The sequence below is a fragment of the Pseudomonas sp. NFR16 genome (assembly GCF_900108875.1).
GTDB lineage: Bacteria > Pseudomonadota > Gammaproteobacteria > Pseudomonadales > Pseudomonadaceae > Aquipseudomonas.
Genome location: NZ_FNYJ01000004.1, coordinates 497,606 through 520,547, shown reverse-complemented (window position 1 = coordinate 520,547; position 22,942 = coordinate 497,606). Strand labels below are relative to the sequence as shown.

Genomic DNA, 22,942 nt, shown 5'->3' with positions numbered 1-22,942 from the left:
TGGAGGCGCGGGTGGAAAAACTGGGCATTATCCGTTGCCGGGGCCACCTTGCCAACCGCGATGGATGTGCGGTTGTGATTTTGCACGCGATCACATGACCTAGAGGTTCGCCTGCATCTTTAGTACAAATCCACCGGATCGACGTCCAGCGACCATCTGACCTGTCGCCCGCTGGGCATGCCTTCCAGCGCCAGCAGCCAACTCGCCAGCAACTTATGCAGCGGCGCCCGGGCATTCGCTTGCACCAACAGCTGAGCCCGATATCGACCGGCACGACGCTCCATCGGAGCCGGAACCGGGCCCAACAGTTCAATGCCGCCCAGCGCCATTTCCTTCAGCAGATGCTCGGCCTCGCTGCAGGCCTCATCGAGGAAGCCCTCCGCCTGCCCCGGTTTGTGGGCTTCGGCCCGCAGCAGCGCCAAGTGAGAAAACGGCGGCAGGCCGGCGGCACGGCGTTCGCTCAGCGCTTGCTCGGCGAAGGCGAAATAGCCTTGCTCGGTCAGCTGGATCAACAGCGGATGTTCGGCCAGGTGGGTCTGAATGATCACCTTGCCTGGCTCTTCGGCACGACCGGCGCGGCCTGCCACCTGCACGATCAGTTGCGCCATGCGTTCGCTTGCGCGGAAATCGCCGGAAAACAGCCCGCCGTCGGCATCGAGAATCGACACCAGTGTCACGCGCGGAAAGTGATGCCCTTTGGCGAGCATCTGGGTGCCGACGAGGATGCAGGGATTGCCCTTCTGGATCGTTGCAAAGAGCTGGTTCATTGCATCCTTGCGCGAGGTGCTGTCGCGATCGACGCGCAGGACAGGGTAGTCGGGAAATAGAATCGCCAGACGCTCCTCGGCGCGCTCGGTCCCTGCGCCGACGGGGCGCAGATCGACCTTGCCACACGCCGGGCAATTGCGCGGCACGCGTTCCACATGGCCGCAATGATGGCAGCGCAGTTCGCCGGAGCGTTGATGAACCGTCATGCGTGCGTCGCAGCGATTGCATTCCGACAGCCATCCGCAGTCGTGACACAGCAGCGTCGGCGCGAATCCGCGCCGGTTGAGAAAGACCAGCACTTGTTGGCCGGCGGCCAGGGTCTGTGCGATCGCCTGATGCATGGGGCTGGAAATGCCGCTGTCCAGCGGGCGACTTTTTACATCCAGGCGCAGGAATCGAGGTTGCTGCGCACCGCCCGCGCGTTGGTTAAGGCGTAGGAGAGCGTACCTGCCGGTGTAAGCATTGTGCAGACTCTCCAGCGATGGCGTTGCCGACCCCAGCACGATCGGAATGTCTTCCTGACGCGCCCGCACCAATGCCAGATCCCGCGCGTGGTAACGCAGGCCTTCTTGCTGTTTATAGGAACCGTCGTGCTCCTCATCGATGATGATCAACCCCGGGTTCTTCATCGGTGTGAACAGCGCCGAGCGCGTGCCGATGATGATGTCGGCCTCGCCGTCGCGCGCGGCGAGCCAGGCATCGAGACGGTCTCGATCATTGACAGCCGAGTGCAGCAACGCAATGCGGGCGTTGAAGCGCTGCTCGAACCGAGCCAGCGTCTGCGGGCCGAGGTTGATCTCGGGGATCAGCACCAGCGCCTGCTTGCCGGCCTCCAGGGTCTCGCGGATCAACTGCAAATAGACTTCGGTCTTCCCGCTGCCAGTGACACCGGCGAGCAGCGACGCATGAAAGCTGCCGAAGCCGGAACGAATCGCTTCGTAGGCGGCACGTTGTTCAGTGTTCAGCGGCAGCTCGGGCTGGGCCAGCCAGTGCTCATGCCGCTCGATGGGCGCATGGCCGCGCACCTCGACTGTCACTAATCCCTTGGCGAGCAGCAGATTCAGACTGTCGCGGTTGAGCATCAGCTTGCTCAGCAATTGGTGAGCGACGCCGTGGGGATGTTGCGCGACGGTTTTCAGCGCTTCTTTCTGCTTGGGCGCGCGCGCGATGCGAGGATCATCGACGCTGGCGCCGGTAGCGATCTGCCAGAACCGCTCCTGTCGGGCCTCGGCCGGTTCACCCTGGCGCAGCAGCACCGGCAGGGCCCAACTCAACGTATCGCCCAGGCTGTGCTGGTAATACTGCGCCGTCCACAGGCACAGCTTGAACAATGCGGGTGGCAGCGGCGCCTCGGTATCCAGCACAGCGATGGCGGGTTTGAGCTTGTCGGCCGGCACCTCGCTGTGATCGGTGATCTCGATCAGAACGCCGATCATTTCCCGGCGGCCGAACGGCACGCGCAAGCGCATGCCCGGCTGTAACGCACTGCGTGCGATCCCTGCAGGCGCAAGGTAGTCGAACAGACGACGCAAGGGCGAGGGCAGGGCAAGGCGCAAAATGGCGTCGGGCACGCGGCGGATATCCTGTTACGGAGTATGACGAAGGCGGCGATCTTAACAGACGACCGGTATTAAGGTTGGCGTTGCGGACCGTTTGGGTGCGACGAGGGTGGGTAGCAAGAGAAGCCGGCCTTAGATGCGCGCTGCAGCGTTGAGTCCCGCCAGATCGTTCTTCTATGAAGGGCGATTCCCTGCCGTGGCCGAGGGCGCACGGCTGGCAAGGGTTTTCACACAGGCCGCTTGCGTGATTTGCACGGTCTGTTAATATGCGCGGCCTAATTCCGTGCGGTATTCAACAATAGTGTTGGGTGGCGGCACGCTAGCCTGAGGAAATACCCATGAAAGCTGATATCCATCCAGTTTACGAAGCCGTTGACGCAACTTGCAGCTGTGGCAACGTCATCAAAACCCGTTCCACCCTGGCCAAGCCTCTGAGCCTGGACGTGTGCAACGAGTGCCACCCGTTCTACACCGGTAAGCAGAAGACTCTGGACGTCGGCGGTCGTGTCGACAAGTTCAAGTCGCGTTTCGGTGCGTTCGGCGCAACCAAAGCGAAGTAAGAGTGGTATTTCTGGATCGCTCCCCGAGCTTTTCCAGGCTGCTCAAAAAGGCGTCCCTTGCGGGCGCCTTTTTTGTGTCCGCGATTTGGCTTGGCGCCGCTCACGCACTGTGTCCAGCACCCGCGTCATTGCCTGCTGCGCAGGTTCAGCGCGTGGTGGATGGTGACACCTTGCGCCTCACTGACGGTCGAAGCGTGCGCATGATTGGACTGAATACGCCAGAAACTGGCAAAAAAGGTCAGTCCGCCGAGCCCTTTGCCGAAGTCGCGAAGCGTCGATTGCAGGCGCTCGTTAATGAAAGCGGCGGACAGGTCCGTCTACGCATCGGCGAGCAGGCTGCAGACCGTTACGGCCGCACGCTGGCTAACGTCTATGGGCGTGACAGCGCCAACCTCGAGGCGCAGATGCTTGCCGAAGGGCTGGGCTATCTGGTCGCCATTGACCCGAACGTCGCGTTGGTGAGTTGCCAGCAAAGCGCAGAGCGTACCGCGCGTCAGGCAGGGCTCGGCCTGTGGCGCAACGATCCGGTGCAGTCGGTGCGGCAAATCAGCCGTGGAGGCTTTGCCTTGATCAGCGGCACCGTCAGCAGCGTTCAGCGCAATGGCGGCGGAATCTGGATCGAGCTGGACCACATGCTGGTGCTGCGGATCGCGCCCGAGCTGATCGGTCAGTTCGACGCCAGCCGGTTGTTGCGTTCGAAGGGCAGCGCAGTCGAAGCGCGCGGCTGGATCGTCGACCGTTCACGTCGTGGAGGGCTGAAACCTGGACAGCAGCGGTGGATGATGAGCATCACCCATCCCGCAATGTTGAATACAGTTCAAAATTAAATTGTAGACATTTTCTGGGTCTTTTGTTTTCACTCCGCGCCTTGTATTCCGCGGCTCTACGCTAAAAGTCGTAGATGCGGCCACTTGACACAGGTGACCCGCCAGTCTTGTTAGGACTTTATGACTTGCGTATGCTCGTCGGTCCGTCTGTCCAACAGCAAAAAAGCGGAATGCCCACATGTCAGATTTGAAAACTGCCGCTCTCGAATATCACGCCAAGCCTCGTCCAGGGAAACTGAGCGTCGAACTCACCAAGGCCACCGCCACCGCCCGCGATCTGTCGCTGGCGTACAGCCCGGGCGTTGCCGAGCCAGTCCGCGAAATCGGTCGCGATCCGGAACTGGCCTACAAGTACACCGGCAAAGGCAACCTGGTCGCAGTCATCTCCGACGGTACCGCCATTCTGGGCCTCGGTAATCTGGGGCCGCTGGCTTCCAAGCCGGTCATGGAAGGCAAGGGTGTTCTGTTCAAGCGTTTCGCCGGTATCGACGTGTTCGACATAGAAGTCGATTCGGAAAGCCCGCAAGCGTTCATCGACACCGTCAAGCGCATCTCCATCACTTTCGGTGGCATCAACCTGGAAGACATCAAGGCACCTGAGTGCTTCGAGATCGAAAAGGCGCTGATCGAGCAGTGCGATATTCCTGTATTCCACGATGATCAGCACGGCACCGCAATCGTGACGGCTGCGGGCATGGTCAACGCTTTGGAAATCGCTGGCAAGACCCTGGAAGAGGCGAAAATCGTGTGCCTGGGCGCCGGTGCTGCCGCCATCTCCTGCATGAAGTTGCTGGTGAGCATGGGTGCGAAGATTGAAAACATTTTCATGATCGACCGTAACGGTGTCGTTCACGCTGGCCGGTCCGACCTGAACCAGTACAAGGCTCAGTTCGCCCACGCCACTGACAAACGCACCCTCGCAGACGCGCTCGATGGCGCCGACGTGTTCGTCGGTCTGTCAGGCCCGAACCTGCTGAGCGCAGAAGGTCTGAAGTCCATGGCCGCCAATCCGATCGTGTTCGCGTGCTCGAACCCGGATCCGGAAATCTCGCCAGAGCTGGCTCACGCCACCCGCAGCGACGTGATCATGGCGACCGGCCGTTCGGACTATCCGAACCAGGTCAACAACGTACTGGGTTTCCCGTTCATTTTCCGCGGAGCACTGGACGTTCGCGCCAAGCGCATCAACGAAGAAATGAAGATCGCCGCTGCCAACGCCCTGCGCGAACTGGCCAAAGAGCCTGTTCCTCAGGAAGTCAGCGACGCTTACGGCGGCATCAAGCTGGAATTCGGTCGTGAGTACATCATTCCGAAACCACTGGACGTACGCCTCCTGACCGTCGTTTCCGATGCCGTGGCCAAGGCTGCGATCGAAAGCGGTGTGGCGACCCTGCCGTATCCGAAGCACTACCCGCTGACCAGCGTGGATGACGTGTTCAACGGATAAAGCAGCCGCCCATAAAAAACCCAGCCGCGTGCTGGGTTTTTTTATGGGTGCGAATTCTGTTTTGGCTGTAGGAGTGAGCCAATTGTCTTTACGCCCATTCAATCCGTGGCGTAACACCCGACTTCTTCCCGGCTAAAGCCGGTCCTACGCAAAGCATACAGCGCCTGTAGGACCGGCTTCAGCCGGGATGAGGTTGCTGCATGCTGTGGAGATGCAGCGGCCCGGCGTCAGTCTTTGCGAGCAAGCTCGCGCCTACAGGGATCAGAACAAATCGATCGGCGCCGATTCGTCTGCCGGGAGCGGACTGCCCGGTGCCGGGTTGCCATTGAGTTCGTTCACGCTAGGCGGCGTATCTTCGCTCTTGAACAGTTCAAAGAACGCGCCCGCCGTGCTCGGCGTGGCAGAGCGGCCGCTGACCGGGTCGATGCGCAGACTGAGGATGCCATCCGGCTCGGCCTGAACGTGCGGTGGCTTGTCCTTCAGCGCCGCGCTCATGAATTTCATCCAGATCGGCAGTGCAACCGTGCCGCCGAACTCATGACGCCCCAGGCTTTCGGGTTGATCGAAACCGGTCCAGACCGTCGTCACGTAATCGGCGTTGTAGCCCGAGAACCACGCGTCTTTCGAGTCGTTGGTGGTGCCGGTCTTGCCTGCGATGTCCGGGCGATTCATTGCCAGTGCTCGACGACCGGTGCCACGCTTGATCACGTCCTGAAGCATGCTGTTGAGAATGTAGGTCGTACGGCCGTCAACAATGCGCTCTGCGACGACGGGCGCAGGCGCAGTGCCGGAGTTGTCCAGCGCGTTCGGCGCGGCGTTGGCGGTCAGGGCCGGAGTTTCCGGAGCGGCATAAGTTGAAGCGCTGCTGATCGCTGCCTCGCTTACGGCCTTCGGATTCGGATCATTGGCCGGAACGGTCGCCGGATTGGCGACGAACAGGGTCTTGCCTTCGCGGTCCTCAATCTTATCGATCAGGTAGGGGCTCACCTTGTAACCGCCGTTGGCGAAAGTGCTCCAGCCGCTGACGATTTCCATCGGCGTCAACGTCGCGGTACCCAAGGCCAGCGACAGGTTAGGCGGCAGGTCCTGCTTGTTGAAGCCGAAACGGGTGATGTAATTGATCGCCGTGTTTACGCCCAGGCTTTGCAGCAATCGGATCGACACCAGGTTGCGCGACTTGTAGAGCGCTTCGCGCAAGCGGATCGGGCCCAGGAAGGTGCCGGTGTCGTTCTTCGGGCGCCAGACCTTGTCGATGGCTTCGTCCACAAACACGATCGGCGCATCGTTCACCAGGCTTGCAGCGGTGTAGCCGTTATCCAGCGCGGCCGAATAAAGGAACGGCTTGAAGCTGGAGCCCGGTTGACGTTTGGCCTGCATCGCGCGGTTGTAATTGCTCTGTTCAAAGGCAAAGCCACCCACCAGCGCCCGAATCGCACCATTTTGTGGGTCCAGCGACACCAGTGCGCTTTGCGCCTGTGGTATCTGGCTGAATTTGAGCGAATTGTCAGGCTGACGCTGAACCCGAACCAGATCGCCGACGTGGGCGACGTCTGACGGCTGCTTGGGATTGGCGCCGACGCTGTTGGTGTTCAGAAATGCCTTGGCCCACTTCATGCTGTCCCAGGCGACCGTTTCTTCCTTCTCACCGTTGCGGGTCAGTACGCGGATTCCGGTCTTGTCGACCTGGCTGACGATGGCCGGCTCAAGACCGCTGATCGGACGCTGCTTGGTCAGTTCCTGCACCCAGCCGTCGCGGGTCAAGCCCGGAAAACGGCTCTCAGGCCCGCGATAGCCATGGCGCTGGTCATATTCGATGAGGCCGTCCTGAACAGCTTTGTTGGCGTCTTCCTGAAGATTGCTCGGAACGGTAGTGGTGACGCGGAAACCTTCTGTGTAGGCTTCGCTGCCGTAGCGACCGACCATCTCGGCGCGGGCCATTTCGGCGATGTACGGCGCGTTAACTTCCGGGCTCTGAACGTGGTAGCTGGCGTTGATAGGTTCGGCCAGGGCGGTCTGATACGTGTTCTGGTCGATCTTGCCCAGCTTGAACATGCGACCCAGAATCCAGTCGCGGCGCTCTTTGGCGCGAACCGGGTTGGCCAGTGGGTTGAATCGTGACGGCGCTTTGGGCAGGCCGGCAATCATCGCCATCTGGGCAACGCTCAGGTCACGGATCGATTTTCCGTAGTAAACCTGTGCCGCAGCCTCGATACCATAGGCCCTGTTGCCCAGATAGATCTTGTTGACGTAGAGCTCGAGAATCTCGTCCTTGGTAAGTTGGCGCTCGATTTGCAAGGCCAGAAGAATCTCGGTGGTTTTGCGTGAAAAACTGCGCTCGCTGGTCAGGAAATAGTTCTTGGCGACCTGCATGGTGATGGTCGAGCCGCCGGACTGGATGTGGCCGCTCTTGACCAGTTGGCTGGCCGCGCGCATCAGGCTGCTAGGATCGACCCCGTAATGGTTGGCGAAATTGTCGTCTTCAGCGGACAGAAGGGCATGAATGAAGTTGGGCGGAATATCGGCGAAGCGGATCGGAGATCGACGCATTTCGCCAAATTCTGCGATCAGCTTGCCGTCGCTGCTGAACACCCGCAAGGGGATCTGCAGCTGAATATTGCGCAGCGCGTCGACCGACGGCAGATTCGGAGCCAGGTACAGGAAGGCGCCGCTCAGACCGAGCAGCAGGCCGCAGACGATAGCGACGATGGACCACCAGAAAAACTTCAGCAGGCGTATCAAGGCTTTTGGATTTCCAGAAAAAAGAATGGGTTAAGCGCAGGCATTTACAAATGAACACGCCTTGAAGCTTTGCTACACGAAAAAAACGCTGGGCATTATAAGCATTTTTCGTCGTCGAGAGTTATTTGCGCTACTGTCAAGGCTGCCGACAGTGGTGTTGGGCAAAAAAATATCCGTAAGTGACGGAAACGCATAGGGAATCGGTTGTGTTCGAACTCTTTAGTAAGAAGGCCAATACCCTTCTAGGGATCGATATAAGCTCCACCTCGGTAAAGCTCCTTGAATTGAGTCGTTCCGGTACCCGTTACAAGGTTGAGTCTTACGCGGTGGAGCCGCTGCCGGCAAACGCCGTGGTCGAGAAAAATATTGCCGAGCTTGAAGGTGTTGGCAATGCGTTGACGCGCGTGCTCGTCAAAGCCAAGAGCAACGTCAAAATTGCGGCGGTTGCCGTAGCCGGATCGGCGGTGATTACCAAGACCATCGAGATGGACGCCGGCCTGTCCGACGACGAGATGGAAAACCAGCTCAAGATTGAAGCCGATCAATACATTCCCTATCCACTGGAAGAAGTCGCCATCGATTTCGAAGTCCAGGGCTATTCGGCGCGTAATCCAGAGCGTGTCGAAGTGCTGTTGGCAGCGTGCCGCAAGGAAAACGTCGAGGTTCGCGAAGCTGCACTTGCACTGGCAGGTCTCACCGCACGTGTCGTCGACGTTGAAGCCTATGCGCTGGAGCGCTCGTTCGGTCTGCTCTCCGCGCAATTGGGTCAGGATCACGAGCAATTGACCGTCGCCGTCATTGACATCGGCGCGACGATGACCACCCTCAGCGTTCTGCACAATGGCCGCATCATCTATACCCGCGAACAACTGTTCGGCGGCCGTCAGCTGACCGAAGAAATCCAGCGCCGTTATGGATTGTCCGTCGGGGAAGCGGGGCTTGCGAAAAAACAGGGCGGTCTGCCTGATGACTATGTGCTGGAGGTGCTGCAGCCATTCAAGGATGCAGTGGTCCAGCAGGTTTCCCGATCCCTGCAGTTCTTCTTTGCCGCCGGGCAATACAACCGTGTCGACTACATCATGCTGGCGGGCGGGACAGCATCCATTGCCGGACTGGATCGACTGATCCAGGAGCGCCTCGGTACGCCGACCATGGTCGCCAACCCCTTCGCCGACATGGCCCTGAGCGCCAAGGTCAACGCTGGCGCGCTCGCCAGCGATGCGCCGGCGCTGATGATTGCGTGCGGTCTGGCGTTGAGGAGTTTCGACTGATGGCACGGATCAACTTACTCCCGTGGCGTGAGCAGCAGCGCGAAGAGCGCAAAAGGCGATTTCTTCTGGCCTTGGTCGGCGTGCTGGTGGCCGGCATTGGCGCCATCCTGCTGGCTGATCAATATTTGAGCAGCGCCATCAGCCATCAAAATGCACGTAACCAGTACATCAAGACGGAAATCGTCCAGCTGGACGCGCGCATCAAGGAAATCAGCGAGCTGAAGGCCCGCCGCAAGCAACTGCTGGAAAGGATGAAGATCATTCAGGATCTGCAAGGCAACCGGCCCATCATCGGGCGTATTTTCGACCAACTGGCGCGTACGCTGCCAGACGGTGTGTATTTCAGCGAAGTGAAGATGAACGGGCAGTTGATCAGCATCTCCGGCGCGGCCGAGTCCAACAATCGCGTGTCGGATCTGCTGCGTAATCTGGATGCGTCCGACTGGCTCGAGGCGCCAAGTCTGACTGAGGTGAAAGCCAACAGCGCCGTCGGCGTGGATCAGTCCAACACCTTCCAGTTGACCGTGCGTCAGACGCAGCCTGCTGTCGATGGAGTCAAGCCATGAACATGAAGGAGTGGCTGGACAGCCTGCGCAAGATCGACCTCAACGACCTGGCCCTGAACAACATCGGCTCGTGGCCGGCAGCGGTGAAAACCATTGCTGGCGCGCTGTTGCTGGTGCTGGTGCTGGCCGGGGGGTACTTTTTCTACATCCAGGACATGCAGACTCAGCTGGATCAGGCGCGTCATGATGAAACCGCGCTCAAGGAGCAATTCTCGAGCAAGGCATTTCAGGCTGCCAACCTGACGGCTTACAAAAACCAGATGGTGGAGATGGAGAATACCTTCGGCGCGCTGCTTCGCCAGTTGCCCAGCGACACCGAAGTGCCGGGGCTGCTGGAAGACATCACCCGGACAGGGCTGGGAAGCGGCCTTGAGTTCGAGGAGATCAAGCTGCTGCCCGAAGAGGCTCAACAGTTTTACATTGAATTGCCGATTCAAATCACCGTAACCGGCAGTTACCACGACCTGGCGACCTTCGCCAGCGGCGTTGCAAGTCTGCCGCGCATCGTCACGCTGCACGATTTCGAAATCAAACCGGTCGACGCCAAGTCTCCTGCGAAGCTGCGCATGAGCATCCTTGCCAAAACCTATCGCTACAACGACAAGGGACTTCAGAACATCGACAGCAAAGGGCCAGCGAAATGAGGGCGGTGCGTTGGTTGTGCATCGGCGTCACGCTGATGGGGCTGGCAGGTTGCGACAGCTCGAACGAATTCGATGACCTGAAACAATTCATGAGCGACGTGCGCGCGCGTCCGGTGGGTGCAATCGAGGCCATGCCGAAATTCCGTCCGTACGAGGCTTTCACCTATGCGGCGGCGAGCCTGCGCAGCCCGTTTCAGCCGCCGATCAAGATTGATCTGGTGAACCGGCAGAAGGGTTCGCATCTGGTCCAGCCTGATCCGACGCGGGTCAAGCAGTTCCTGGAAGGCTTCAATATCGATGGTTTCGAGATGGTCGGTACGTTGAGCAATGAATCCGGTATGTTCGCGCTGCTTCGCGGGGCAGGCGGCGTGCATCGAGTGAAGGTGGGTGATTACCTGGGACGAAATGATGGCCGCATCGTGGCGATCACCGAGTCGGAGGTCCAGGTAGTGGAAATCGTTCCGGATGGAGAGGGGGCGTGGCTTGAGCGACCGCGCAGCATTTCCCTGAAAGAGCGCTCATGAAGACGACAAGCAAGCGAAGCACCTTCAGATCGGCACAGTGGTGGAAACTGAACATGACTAGGATTCTTTCGATTATCGGCGTATCGCTATGGATGGCGATGCTTTCCCCGATTCTCCAGGCGGCCAACCTCAAGACCCTGGATGTCGCTGCGTTGCCAGGGGACCGGGTCGAATTGAAACTGTCATTCGACGGCCCGGTTGCCGCGCCGCGTGGCTACACCACCGAACAGCCTGCGCGCATTGCGCTGGACCTGCCAGGCGTGACCAGCCAGTTGGCGATCAAGAGTCGTGATCTGGGCTCGGGCAATGCACACAGCGTGGTCGTGGTCGAAGCCAAGGATCGCACGCGGGTCATCATCAACCTGACCACGCTTGCGCCTTACAGCTCTCGGGTCGATGGCAACAACCTGTTTGTCGTCGTCGGCCAGGGCGCGGCTTCGGCACAAGCTTCGCAGCCAAGCACTGCCCAAGGTGCGCCGCGAGTCAGCGTTCCGCCTGCTGCTTCCAAGGCGGCTGCGCGCCCCTATGCGCCGGGCCCCAGAGCGGTCAAGAACGTTGACTTCCAGCGCGGTGAACTGGGCGAAGGCAATGTCATCATCGAGCTGAGCGACACTGGCATCGCGCCTGATATTCAGGAGCAGGGCGGCAAGATTCGTGTCGACTTCGCCAAGACCCAATTGCCCGATCCACTGCGCGTGCGTCTGGACGTCAAGGACTTCGCCACGCCGGTGCAATTCGTCAATTCAAGCGTCACCGGCGACAAGACGAGCATTTCCATCGAGCCGTCCGGCGCGTTCGATTATTCCGCCTATCAAACCGACAACAAGCTGACCATCAGCGTGCGCCCGCTGACCAACGAGGATCAGGAGCGGCGTAACGCGGAAAAACTGGTGTACACCGGCGAGAAGTTGTCGCTCAACTTCCAGGACATCGACGTTCGCTCGGTCTTGCAACTGATCGCTGACTTCACCAACCTCAACCTGGTCGCCAGCGACACCGTTCAGGGCGGCATCACGCTGCGCCTGCAAAACGTGCCGTGGGATCAGGCGCTGGACCTGGTGCTCAAGACCAAAGGCCTGGACAAGCGCAAGATCGGCAACGTCTTGCTTGTCGGCCCGGCTGACGAAATCGCCGCCCGCGAACGTCAGGAACTGGAGTCGCTCAAGCAGATTTCCGAGCTGGCGCCGTTGCGTCGCGAGTTGCTGCAAGTCAACTACGCGAAGGCCGCCGACATTGCCAAGCTGTTCCAGTCGGTGACCAGCGCGGAGTCCAAATCTGACGAGCGCGGTTCGATCACGGTCGACGAGCGTACCAACAACATCATCGCCTACCAGACGCAGGACCGTCTGGACGAGCTGCGCCGCATCGTTTCGCAACTGGATATCCCGGTCCGTCAGGTCATGATCGAGGCGCGCATCGTCGAGGCCAACGTTGACTACGACAAAGCGCTGGGCGTGCGTTGGGGCGGGTCAAGTACCCATGGCAACTTCACCGCTGGCGGGAACGGCACCGTCACCGGCGCCGGCAACACCAACGGGCCCTATGTGGACATGGGCGTGAGCAACCCGACGTCGACGATCGGCCTGGGCTTCCTGACCAACAACACCATTCTTGACCTTGAACTGAGCGCGATGGAAAAGACCGGTAACGGTGAAGTGGTCTCCCAGCCAAAGGTCGTCACCTCGGACAAGGAAACCGCGAAAATCCTGAAAGGTACGGAAGTGCCGTATCAGGAAGCCAGCTCCAGTGGTGCCACGTCGGTCTCCTTCAAAGAGGCCTCGCTCTCGCTGGAAGTGACGCCGCAGATCACGCCGGACAACCGCATCATCATGGAAGTGAAAGTCACCAAGGATGAGCCTGACTACGTCAATACCGTGCTCGGCGTGCCGCCGATCAAGAAAAACGAGGTCAACGCCAAGGTGCTGGTCGCGGACGGCGAGACCATTGTAATTGGTGGTGTGTTCTCGAATACGCAGAGTAAAGTCGTCGACAAGGTGCCATTTTTGGGCGATGTGCCGTATGTTGGCCGCCTTTTCCGGCGGGATGTGGTCTCGGAGAAAAAATCCGAGCTGTTGGTGTTCCTCACTCCGCGTATCATGAACAACCAGGCGATTGCTGTGAGTCGTTGATTCTGTGCGAAATTTAATACTTGTGGGACCGATGGGCGCTGGCAAAAGCACCATCGGTCGCCTGCTGGCCAAAGAGCTTCGACTGCCGTTCAAGGATTCCGACAAGGAAATCGAGCTGCGAACGGGCGCCAATATCCCATGGATCTTCGACAAGGAAGGTGAAGCGGGCTTTCGGGACCGTGAACAGGCCATGATCGCCGAGCTGTGTGCGTTCGATGGCGTCGTGCTGGCGACCGGTGGCGGCGCGGTCATGCGTGAAGAGAACCGTCGTGCATTGCACGCTGGCGGCCGGGTGGTCTATCTCCACGCCTCGGTCGAGCAGCAGGTGGGCCGCACGGCGAGGGACCGTAACCGACCGCTTTTACGCACCGCCGATCCTGCACGCGTGCTGCGAGAGCTGCTGGCGATCCGCGATCCGCTTTACCGCGAGATTGCCGATGTCATCATTGAAACCGATGAGCGGCCGCCGCGTATGGTGGTTCTTGACATCCTTGCTCTGTTGGCAGAGCTTCCTCCCCGTTAAAGCGCAGACGGAAATGCGCTATCCTCGGCGACCATAAAAAGCAGGGTCGCCTTATGGCCTTGCGCCATAGTCGGTGTCGGCGTCCTGAAGGCGTGCACAGACATCCAATCGTTCAACAGTGTGGGGACACATGCAGACACTTAAGGTCGAGCTTGGCGAGCGCAGCTATCCGATTCACATTGGCGAAGGCTTGTTGGATCGGCCCGAATTGCTCAAGCCATACATTGCCGGCAAACAGGTAGCAATCGTTTCCAACGCCACAGTCGCGCCGCTGTACATGGAGCGCCTGAGCAAGTCGCTGGCCGGTTACAACGTCCTGCCCATCGTGCTTCCCGACGGCGAAGCCTTCAAGAACTGGGAAACTCTGCAGCTCATTTTCGACGCCCTGCTGACAGCGCGCCATGACCGGCGCACGACCGTGATCGCGCTGGGTGGCGGCGTGATCGGCGACATGGCGGGTTTTGCCGCTGCCTGTTATCAGCGCGGCGTGGACTTTATTCAGGTCCCGACCACGTTGCTCTCGCAAGTGGATTCTTCGGTCGGCGGCAAGACCGGGATCAATCATCCGCTGGGCAAAAACATGGTGGGTGCCTTCTATCAGCCCAACGCTGTGCTGATCGATACCGCTTCGCTGAACAGCCTGCCTGAGCGTGAGCTGTCTGCGGGGCTGGCCGAGGTCATCAAATACGGCCTGATTTGTGACGAACCATTCCTGACATGGCTCGAAGACAATATGGACAAGCTTCGCGGCCTGGATCAGGCGACGCTTACGACCGCCATTGAGCGCTCATGTGCGGCAAAGGCCGCGGTGGTGGGCGCCGATGAGCGCGAATCCGGTGTCCGGGCCACGTTGAATCTGGGCCACACCTTCGGCCACGCCATCGAAACCCATATGGGTTACGGCGTGTGGCTGCACGGTGAGGCCGTTGCAGCGGGCACGGTGATGGCGCTTGAAATGTCTTCGCGTCTTGGCTGGATCACTGAGCAGGAACGAGACCGCGGTATTCGTCTGTTTCAGCGCGCCGGTTTGCCGGTGATTCCGCCTGAAGACATGACGCCTGAGCATTTCCTCGAGCACATGGCGGTGGACAAGAAGGTGATTGACGGTCGTCTGCGCCTGGTGCTGTTGCGCCGCATGGGTGAGGCAGTGGTGACCGACGAATATCCAAAAGAAGTACTACAGGCCACGCTGGTTGCGGACTACCGCGCCTTGGTGGATCAGCTTAGAGGTTAATGAGAAATCCATGACTAGTTTGCACGCCGATGAGGCCTTCCTCGGTCATTACCAATTGAGTCATGACCCCTTTGCTACGCGGGTCCCCGGCTTCAAGTTTTTCCCGGCCCAGCGCAAGCCCGTGCTGGGTCAATTGCATCATCTGGCCCGTTACAGCCAGTTACTGTTGCTGGTCACAGGCCCTCACGGAAGCGGCAAGACCTTGCTGCGTCAGGCGCTGGTGGCAAGCACCAACAAGCAGTCGGTGCAAAGCGTGGTGGTCTCGGCGCGTGGCGCTGGCGATGCCGCGGGCGTCCTGCGTCAGGTCGCTCAGGCGCTGAACGTCGCCCAGCCGGAAATGCAGGCGATCCTTTCGCAAGTGGTGCAGCTGGCGCTGACCGGGCAGGAAGTCTACGTGCTGGTGGACGATGCCGAACAACTGGGCGAATCGGCACTCGAAGCGTTGATGGGATTGGCGGCAGGCACGCCTGAGGGGCGTCCGCACGTGTTCCTGTTCGGCGAGGCTTCGATCATTGATCGTCTGGATCAGCTGTGCGCCGAGAGCGGTACAGAGGAAGAGCGATTCCACGTTATCGAGCTTGCGCCGTACACAGAAGAAGAAACCCGTGAGTATCTGGCTCAGCGGCTGGAGGGAGCCGGTCAAGGCATCGAAGTATTCAGCGCCGAACAGATCGCCGATATTCACGAACAATCCAATGGATGGCCGGGCGCGATCAACCAGGTCGCGCGCGATTCGATGATCGAAGCCATGATCGCCAGCCGCTCTGCGGTCAAGCGTCCAAGTATGGGGTTCAAAATGCCTAAGAAACACGTGTTGGCTTTGGGTGGGGTTGTTGTCGCAGCGGTATTGGCGGCGTGGTTGATTCCAGGTCGTAACAATGCACCGGCGACAGCGCCCGCAAACTCCCAGGCACAACTGCCGCTGGGTCAAGGCCAGGCGCCTGCTCAGCAATCGAACAACGGCGGTCCGGCGATTGAATTCGCCGGTAATTCGCAGCCGATGCCGCTACCGTTGGTCGGTAACTCCCAGCCGGTGATGCGCGGTCCTCTGGCCGAAGCGGCCGGCTCGGGTGAGGGCGATGGAGAAGATGGCGGTCCAGCCGCTAACCAGTCGCTGCAGCCGCCGACCGTCACCACCACCGCTCCGCCTGCGGGCGCTGCGGCGGGTCCTGCGCCGCAGATGGCCCAGACGCCGGTGCCTACGCCGCGCCCTGCGCCAGCCGCCAAACCGGCTCCAGCACCTGCGCCTGCGGCGAAGCCTGCACCTGCGCCGACTCAGGTCGCGACCGCCAAGCCAGCGCCGACCCCGGGCGCCAAGCCTGCCGCAGCGGCCTCCGCGTCTGCCGGTGGCACCTGGTACGCCGGTCAGGCCCCGACGCATTACGTCGTGCAGATCCTGGGCACAAGCTCTGAAGCCACGGCGCAGAGCTATGTCAAAGAGCAGGGCGCCGAGTATCGTTATTTCAAGAAAACCCTGCAGGGCAAGCCGCTGTATGTGGTGACTTACGGCAGTTTTGCGGACCGCAACGCTGCCCTCGCCGCTATCAAGGTCTTGCCAGCGAAGGTTCAGGCTGGTAAACCTTGGCCTCGCACTGTCGGCAGTATCCAACAGGAACTGGCCGCAGCTCGCTGATGACGCAGCAGACAGGCATGTAACGCTCACCCGCCTTGCATGCCCGGACCTTATCCAGGTCGCTCGCATCGCACTCCCGAATATCACGCATGAGCGTGCTGCCAATGAGCAGCGCGCCTTGCGGCGTCTGCGTCTCAGGCGCGTATTGAACTTCGGGCTCTCATTGGTCAGACTCGCAACAAAGCTCTGGCTAGCACGAGAATCGTTTTAAAACCTTTCATGAATGCGACATAAATTTGCGACGTTTCGTCGCCAAATTTGTGAGGTTTTGTGTCGGTGTGTACAATGACCTCCCTTTTGCTCCCGCAAAGCTGGCGTACGTTCAGCGTGGACGGTAAATGGTTGAATTGAAAAGAAATTTGTCTCGATAAGAGGCAGCCTGGTGAGAATGTGTCTATGAAAGCAGGTCTGTACCATCCAGAAGAATTCAAGGATAACTGTGGTTTCGGCCTGATCGCCCATATGCAAGGCGAGCCCAGTCATCACCTGTTGCAGACGGCTATCGAAGCCCTGACCTGCATGACCCACCGTGGTGGGATCAACGCCGACGGCAAGACCGGTGACGGTTGCGGGCTGTTGATTCAAAAACCCGACATGTTCCTGCGCGCTGTGGCCAAAGAGCACTTCAGCGTCGAGCTGCCGCGCCAGTATTGCGTAGGTATGGTCTTCCTCAATCAGGACGACGCCAAGGCTCAGGCCGCCCGCGAAAACATGAATCGCGAAATCCTCGCCGAAGGCCTGACGTTGATCGGCTGGCGCGAAGTGCCGATCGACACCAGCGTGCTGGGCCGCCTGGCGCTGGAGCGTCTGCCCAAGATCGAGCAAGTGTTCATCGGGGGTGAAGGCCTGAGCGATCAGGAATTCGCGATCAAGCTTTTCTGCGCCCGTCGCCGTTCGTCGGTATCCAACGCCGCCGACACCGATCACTACATCTGCAGCTTTTCGCATAAGACCATCATCTATAAAGGTCTGATGATGCCGCGTGACCTCACGGCATTCTATCCAGACCTCAACGACGAGCGCCTGCAGACCGCGATCTGCGTGTTCCACCAGCGCTTCTCGACCAATACCCTCCCCAAGTGGCCACTTGCTCAGCCATTCCGGTTCCTCGCCCACAACGGCGAGATCAACACCATTACCGGCAACCGCAACTGGGCGCAGGCCCGTCGCACCAAGTTCAGCAACGACCTGATGGACCTGGACGAGTTGGGCCCGCTGGTGAACCGCGTGGGTTCCGACTCTTCGAGCATGGACAACATGCTGGAATTGATGGTGACCGGCGGCATCGACCTGTTCCGCGGCGTGCGCATGCTCGTTCCGCCTGCATGGCAAAACGTTGAAACCATGGACCCGGATCTGCGTGCGTTCTACGAATTCAACTCCATGCACATGGAGCCGTGGGATGGCCCGGCCGGTATCGTGATGACCGAAGGTCGCCACGCGGTCTGCCTGCTCGACCGTAACGGTCTGCGTCCGGCGCGCTGGGTCACCACCAAGAACGGCTACATCACGCTGGCTTCCGAGATCGGCGTGTGGAACTACACCCCGGAAGACGTCATCGCCAAGGGCCGCGTAGGGCCGGGACAGATCTTTGCCGTGGACACTGAAACCGGCCAGATCCTCGACACTGACGCCATCGACAGCCGCCTGAAGTCGCGCCACCCGTACAAGCAGTGGCTGCGCAAGAACGCGCTGCGCATTCAGGCGACCCTGGAAGATCACGACCACGGCTCGGCGTTCTACAACCCTGATCAGCTCAAGCAGTACATGAAGATGTTCCAGGTCACGTTCGAGGAGCGCGATCAGGTTCTGCGTCCGCTGGGCGAGCAAGGTCAGGAAGCGGTAGGTTCGATGGGCGACGACACGCCAATGGCCGTGCTGTCGCGCCGCGTGCGCACGCCGTACGACTACTTCCGTCAGCAGTTCGCGCAGGTCACCAACCCGCCGATCGACCCGCTGCGCGAAGCGATCGTGATGTCGCTGGAAGTCTGCCTCGGTGCCGAGCGCAACATCTTCCAGGAGTCGCCAGAGCACGCTTCCCGCGTGATCCTCAGCTCGCCGGTCATTTCTCCGGCCAAATGGCGCTCGCTGATGAACCTGGAGCGTCCAGGCTTCGATCGCGCGATCATCGACCTGAACTACGACCAGAGCATGGGCCTTGAGGCCGCTGTGCGTAACGTTGCCGATCAGGCCGAAGAGGCCGTTCGCGCCGGTCGTACCCAGATCGTGCTGAGCGACCGTCATATCGCGCCGGGCAAGTTGCCGATCCATGCGTCGCTGGCCACCGGCGCGGTGCACCACCGCCTGACCGAAAAAGGCCTGCGCTGCGACAGCAACATCCTGGTCGAAACCGCGACCGCTCGCGATCCGCATCACTTCGCTGTACTGATCGGCTTCGGCGCGTCGGCGGTCTACCCGTTCCTGGCTTACGAAGTGCTCGGCGACCTGATCCGCACCGGTGAAGTGCTGGGCGATCTGTACGAAGTCTTCAAGAACTACCGCAAAGGCATCACCAAGGGCCTGCTCAAGATCCTGTCGAAGATGGGCATCTCGACCATCGCCTCGTACCGCGGCGCCCAACTGTTCGAAGCCATCGGCCTGTCCGAGGAAGTCTGCGAACTCAGCTTCCGTGGCGTGCCGAGCCGCATCAAGGGCGCGCGTTTCGTCGACATCGAAGACGAGCAGAAAGCGCTGGCCGTTGAAGCCTGGAGCCCACGCAAGCCGATCCAGCAAGGCGGTCTGCTGAAGTTCGTGTATGGCGGCGAGTACCACGCTTACAACCCTGACGTCGTGGCGACGCTGCAAGCGGCCGTGCAACAGGGCGACTACAGCAAGTTCAAGGAATACACGGCGCTGGTGGACAATCGTCCGGTGTCGATGATCCGCGACCTGTTCAAGGTCAAGGAGCTCGACACGCCAATGAGCATCGACGAAGTCGAGCCGCTGGAAGCGATCCTCAAGCGCTTTGACTCGGCCGGCATTTCGCTGGGTGCGTTGTCGCCCGAAGCGCACGAAGCGCTGGCGGAGGCGATGAACCGTCTGGGCGCGCGTTCCAACTCGGGCGAGGGCGGCGAAGATCCGTCGCGTTACGGCACTGTCCGCAGCTCCAAGATCAAGCAGATCGCGACCGGTCGTTTCGGCGTGACCCCTGAATACCTGGTCAACGCTGACGTCCTGCAGATCAAGGTCGCGCAGGGCGCCAAGCCGGGCGAGGGCGGTCAATTGCCAGGCGGCAAGGTCAACGGCCTGATTGCCAAGCTGCGTTACGCAGTGCCGGGCGTGACGCTGATTTCGCCTCCGCCCCACCATGACATTTACTCGATCGAAGACCTGTCGCAGCTGATTTTCGACCTCAAACAGGTCAACCCGGCGGCGCTGGTATCGGTCAAGCTGGTAGCGGAAGCGGGCGTCGGCACCATCGCCGCGGGTGTGGCGAAGGCCTACGCTGACCTGATCACCATTTCCGGCTACGACGGCGGCACGGGCGCATCGCCTCTGTCGTCGATCAAGTACGCCGGCGCGCCATGGGAAATCGGTCTGGCCGAAACCCATCAGACCCTGCGTGGCAACGACCTGCGCGGCAAGGTCCGGGTGCAGACCGACGGTGGTCTGAAAACCGGTCTGGATGTGATCAAGGCCGCGATCCTCGGCGCCGAAAGCTTCGGCTTCGGCACCGCGCCGATGATTGCACTGGGTTGCAAGTACCTGCGCATCTGCCATCTGAACAACTGCGCCACCGGCGTGGCGACCCAAAACGACAAGCTGCGCAAGGATCACTACATCGGCACCGTCGACATGGTGATCAACTTCTTCACGTACGTGGCGGAAGAGACGCGCGAATGGCTGGCGAAACTGGGTGTTCGCTCGCTGGAAGAACTGATCGGCCGTACCGACCTGCTCGACATCCTGCCGGGCGAAACCGCCAAGCAGCAGCATCTGGACCTGACGCCTCTGCTGGGCAGCGACCATGTGCCGGCTGACAAGCCGCAGTTCAGCCTGGTAGACCGCAACCCGCCATTCGACAAAGGCCTGCTGGCCGAGAAGATGGTGGAGCTGGCCAAATTGGCTATCGAGGGTAAATCCGGCGGCGAGTACGAGCTGGATATCTGCAACTGCGACCGTTCCATCGGCGCGCGGATTTCCGGCGAAATCGCCAAGCTGCACGGTAACCAGGGCATGAAAGACGCTCCGGTCACCTTCCGCTTCAAGGGCACGGCGGGTCAGAGCTTTGGCGTATGGAACGCCGGCGGCCTGGACATGTATCTGGAAGGCGACGCCAACGACTACGTGGGCAAAGGCATGACCGGCGGTAAGCTGGTCATCGTGCCGCCCAAGGGCAGCCCGTTTAAAACCCAGGAAAGCGCCATCATCGGCAACACCTGTCTGTATGGCGCCACGGGCGGCAAGCTGTTTGCCGCTGGCACCGCAGGCGAGCGTTTCGCGGTCCGTAACTCCGGCGCCCATACCGTTGTGGAAGGCACTGGCGACCACTGCTGCGAATACATGACCGGCGGTTTCGTCTGCGTGCTGGGCAAGACCGGCTACAACTTTGGTTCGGGCATGACCGGTGGTTTCGCTTACGTGCTGGATCAGGACAACACCTTCGTTGACCGGGTCAATCACGAACTGGTTGAAATTCAGCGCATCAGCGGCGAAGCGATGGAAGCCTATCGCAGCCACCTGGAGCGCGTTCTGGCCGAATACGTGACGGAAACCGACAGCGAATGGGGCCGCAATCTCTGGGAAAACCTGGATGACTACCTGCGCCGCTTCTGGCTGGTGAAGCCAAAAGCCGCCAACCTCAAATCCTTGCTGTCGAGTACCCGTGCAAATCCGCAGTGAAGCAACGGCAAGCTACAAGCTTCAAGCCGCAAGTTAACGGCAGTGCGTGATTTGCCTGCGAACATGGTTCTTACGGCTGCAGGTGTGTGACCTGCGGCTGTTGTGTAGAGGTTCTAGAGAATGGCTGAACGTCTGAGTAACGACTTCCAGTTCATCGATGTCGGGCGTAAAGACCCGAAGAAGAAACTGTTGCGGCAACGCAAGAAAGAGTTCGTGGAAATCTACGAACCCTTCAAACCCCAGCAATCGGCCGATCAGGCCCACCGCTGCCTGGGTTGCGGTAACCCGTACTGTGAATGGAAGTGCCCAGTGCACAACTTCATTCCCAACTGGCTCAAGCTGGTGTCCGAAGGCAACATCCTTGCGGCTGCCGAGCTGTCGCACCAGACCAACACCCTGCCGGAAGTCTGCGGTCGCGTGTGCCCGCAGGACCGCCTGTGTGAGGGCGCGTGCACGCTGAACGACGGTTTTGGCGCGGTCACCATCGGTTCGGTGGAGAAGTACATCACCGATACTGCGTTCGCCATGGGCTGGCGTCCGGACATGTCCCGTGTCGTACCGACTGGCAAGCGCGTTGCGATCATCGGTGCCGGCCCTGCGGGTCTGGGCTGCGCCGATGTACTGGTGCGCGGCGGCGTGACCCCGGTCGTGTTCGACAAGAACCCCGAGATCGGCGGTCTGCTGACATTCGGTATCCCGGAGTTCAAGCTCGAGAAGAGCGTGCTGAGCAACCGTCGTGAAGTGTTCACCGGCATGGGTATCGAGTTCCGCCTCAATACCGAGGTCGGCAAAGACGTCACCGTCGACCAGTTGCTGGAAGAGTACGATGCCGTTTTCATGGGCATGGGCACCTACACCTACATGAAGGGCGGCTTCCCGGGTGAAGACCTTCCGGGCGTGCACGACGCGCTGGATTTCCTGATCGCCAACGTCAATCGCAACCTGGGTTTTGAAAAAACGCCGGAAGCGTTCGTGGACATGAAGGGCAAAAAGGTTGTTGTACTGGGCGGTGGCGACACCGCGATGGACTGCAACCGCACGTCGATCCGTCAGGGCGCCAAGTCGGTCACCTGCGCGTACCGTCGTGACGAAGAAAACATGCCGGGCTCGCGTAAGGAAGTGAAGAACGCCAAGGAAGAAGGCGTGAAATTCCTCTACAACCGCCAGCCCATCGCCATTGTCGGTGAAGACAAGGTCGAGGGCGTGAAGGTTGTCGAGACGCGTCTGGGTGACCCCGACGCGCGCGGTCGCCGCAGCCCTGAGCCGATTCCAGGCTCCGAAGAGATCATCCCGGCTGATGCCGTGGTCATCGCTTTCGGCTTCCGCCCAAGCCCGGCGTCGTGGTTCGAGCAGCACAGCATCGAGACTGACAGCCAGGGCCGCGTGGTAGCGCCGGAGCAAGGAAAGTTCAAGCACCAGACCAGCAACCCTAAGATCTTCGCCGGTGGCGACATGGTCCGCGGTTCCGATCTGGTGGTGACTGCCATCTTCGAAGGCCGCAATGCGGCTGAAGGGATTCTGGATTACCTGGGCGTGTAAACACGGCAGCTTCGAGCTGCAAGCCACAAGCTGCAAGCCGTGCGCGTATTGCTTCTGCTTGTGGCTTGAAGCTTGCCGCTTGTGGCTGGCCCCATGCGACAAATCGACCCGATAAATAAAAGGCACGGTACTGACCG

The 22,942-nt window shown here is 60.2% G+C and carries 15 protein-coding genes; 13 read left to right on the top strand and 2 right to left on the bottom strand.

Going from position 1 to position 22,942, the window contains the following annotated elements; all coding sequences use genetic code 11:
* Positions 1-119: 119 nt before the first annotated feature.
* Positions 120-2,339 (bottom strand): primosomal protein N', encoded by a 2,220-nt coding sequence (locus BMZ10_RS18290; protein ID WP_093465368.1) that lies wholly within the window; start codon positions 2,337-2,339, stop codon positions 120-122.
* A gap of 326 nt (positions 2,340-2,665) precedes the next feature.
* Here BMZ10_RS18290 and rpmE point away from each other — a divergent pair, with 326 nt between their 5' ends.
* From rpmE to BMZ10_RS18275, 3 genes are all read left to right on the top strand, one after another.
* A complete protein-coding gene (gene rpmE / locus BMZ10_RS18285; protein WP_093465365.1) occupies positions 2,666-2,887 on the top strand; it encodes a 50S ribosomal protein L31 in 222 nt (73 codons plus the stop codon).
* Positions 2,888-2,889: 2 nt separating this feature from the next.
* Positions 2,890-3,714, top strand: a complete 825-nt coding sequence (locus BMZ10_RS18280; RefSeq protein WP_371265982.1) for a thermonuclease family protein — start codon at positions 2,890-2,892, stop codon at positions 3,712-3,714.
* Positions 3,715-3,892: 178 nt separating this feature from the next.
* Positions 3,893-5,161: a malic enzyme-like NAD(P)-binding protein gene (locus BMZ10_RS18275; protein WP_093465362.1), complete on the top strand. Its 1,269-nt coding sequence runs from the start codon at positions 3,893-3,895 to the stop codon at positions 5,159-5,161.
* A gap of 261 nt (positions 5,162-5,422) precedes the next feature.
* Here the strand turns inward: BMZ10_RS18275 and BMZ10_RS18270 are convergent, their stop codons facing one another.
* Positions 5,423-7,897: a penicillin-binding protein 1A gene (locus BMZ10_RS18270; protein ID WP_371265988.1), complete on the bottom strand. Its 2,475-nt coding sequence runs from the start codon at positions 7,895-7,897 to the stop codon at positions 5,423-5,425.
* A 209-nt stretch (positions 7,898-8,106) separates the two neighbouring features.
* Between BMZ10_RS18270 and BMZ10_RS18265 the strand changes: the two genes are divergently transcribed.
* The 10 genes from BMZ10_RS18265 (at position 8,107) to BMZ10_RS18215 (ending at position 22,805) form a co-directional block, all read left to right on the top strand.
* A complete protein-coding gene (locus BMZ10_RS18265) occupies positions 8,107-9,171 on the top strand; it encodes a pilus assembly protein PilM (RefSeq protein WP_093465357.1) in 1,065 nt (354 codons plus the stop codon).
* Positions 9,171-9,737 (top strand): PilN domain-containing protein, encoded by a 567-nt coding sequence (locus BMZ10_RS18260; RefSeq protein ID WP_093465354.1) that lies wholly within the window; start codon positions 9,171-9,173, stop codon positions 9,735-9,737. Before BMZ10_RS18265 ends, BMZ10_RS18260 begins: the two co-directional genes overlap by 1 nt.
* Positions 9,734-10,381, top strand: a complete 648-nt coding sequence (gene pilO / locus BMZ10_RS18255) for a type 4a pilus biogenesis protein PilO (RefSeq protein WP_093465351.1) — start codon at positions 9,734-9,736, stop codon at positions 10,379-10,381. Before BMZ10_RS18260 ends, pilO begins: the two co-directional genes overlap by 4 nt.
* Positions 10,378-10,905, top strand: coding sequence for a pilus assembly protein PilP (locus BMZ10_RS18250; protein WP_093465348.1), 528 nt, complete (start codon positions 10,378-10,380; stop codon positions 10,903-10,905). The genes pilO and BMZ10_RS18250 overlap by 4 nt, the downstream gene beginning before the upstream one ends.
* A 53-nt stretch (positions 10,906-10,958) precedes the next feature.
* On the top strand, positions 10,959-13,034 hold the full coding sequence (gene pilQ, locus BMZ10_RS18245) for a type IV pilus secretin PilQ (protein WP_093465619.1): 2,076 nt from the start codon (positions 10,959-10,961) through the stop codon (positions 13,032-13,034).
* Between the two features lie 4 nt (positions 13,035-13,038).
* A complete protein-coding gene (gene aroK, locus BMZ10_RS18240) occupies positions 13,039-13,557 on the top strand; it encodes a shikimate kinase AroK (protein WP_093465345.1) in 519 nt (172 codons plus the stop codon).
* A 130-nt stretch (positions 13,558-13,687) separates the two neighbouring features.
* Complete coding sequence (gene aroB, locus BMZ10_RS18235; RefSeq protein ID WP_093465342.1) at positions 13,688-14,791, top strand: 3-dehydroquinate synthase; 1,104 nt, start codon at positions 13,688-13,690, stop codon at positions 14,789-14,791.
* Between the two features lie 10 nt (positions 14,792-14,801).
* Positions 14,802-16,424 (top strand): AAA family ATPase, encoded by a 1,623-nt coding sequence (locus BMZ10_RS18230; protein WP_093465339.1) that lies wholly within the window; start codon positions 14,802-14,804, stop codon positions 16,422-16,424.
* A 396-nt stretch (positions 16,425-16,820) separates the two neighbouring features.
* A complete protein-coding gene (gltB, locus tag BMZ10_RS18220; RefSeq protein ID WP_093465336.1) occupies positions 16,821-21,266 on the top strand; it encodes a glutamate synthase large subunit in 4,446 nt (1,481 codons plus the stop codon).
* Positions 21,267-21,386: 120 nt separating this feature from the next.
* Complete coding sequence (locus tag BMZ10_RS18215) at positions 21,387-22,805, top strand: FAD-dependent oxidoreductase (protein ID WP_093465333.1); 1,419 nt, start codon at positions 21,387-21,389, stop codon at positions 22,803-22,805.
* Positions 22,806-22,942 lie beyond the last annotated feature (137 nt).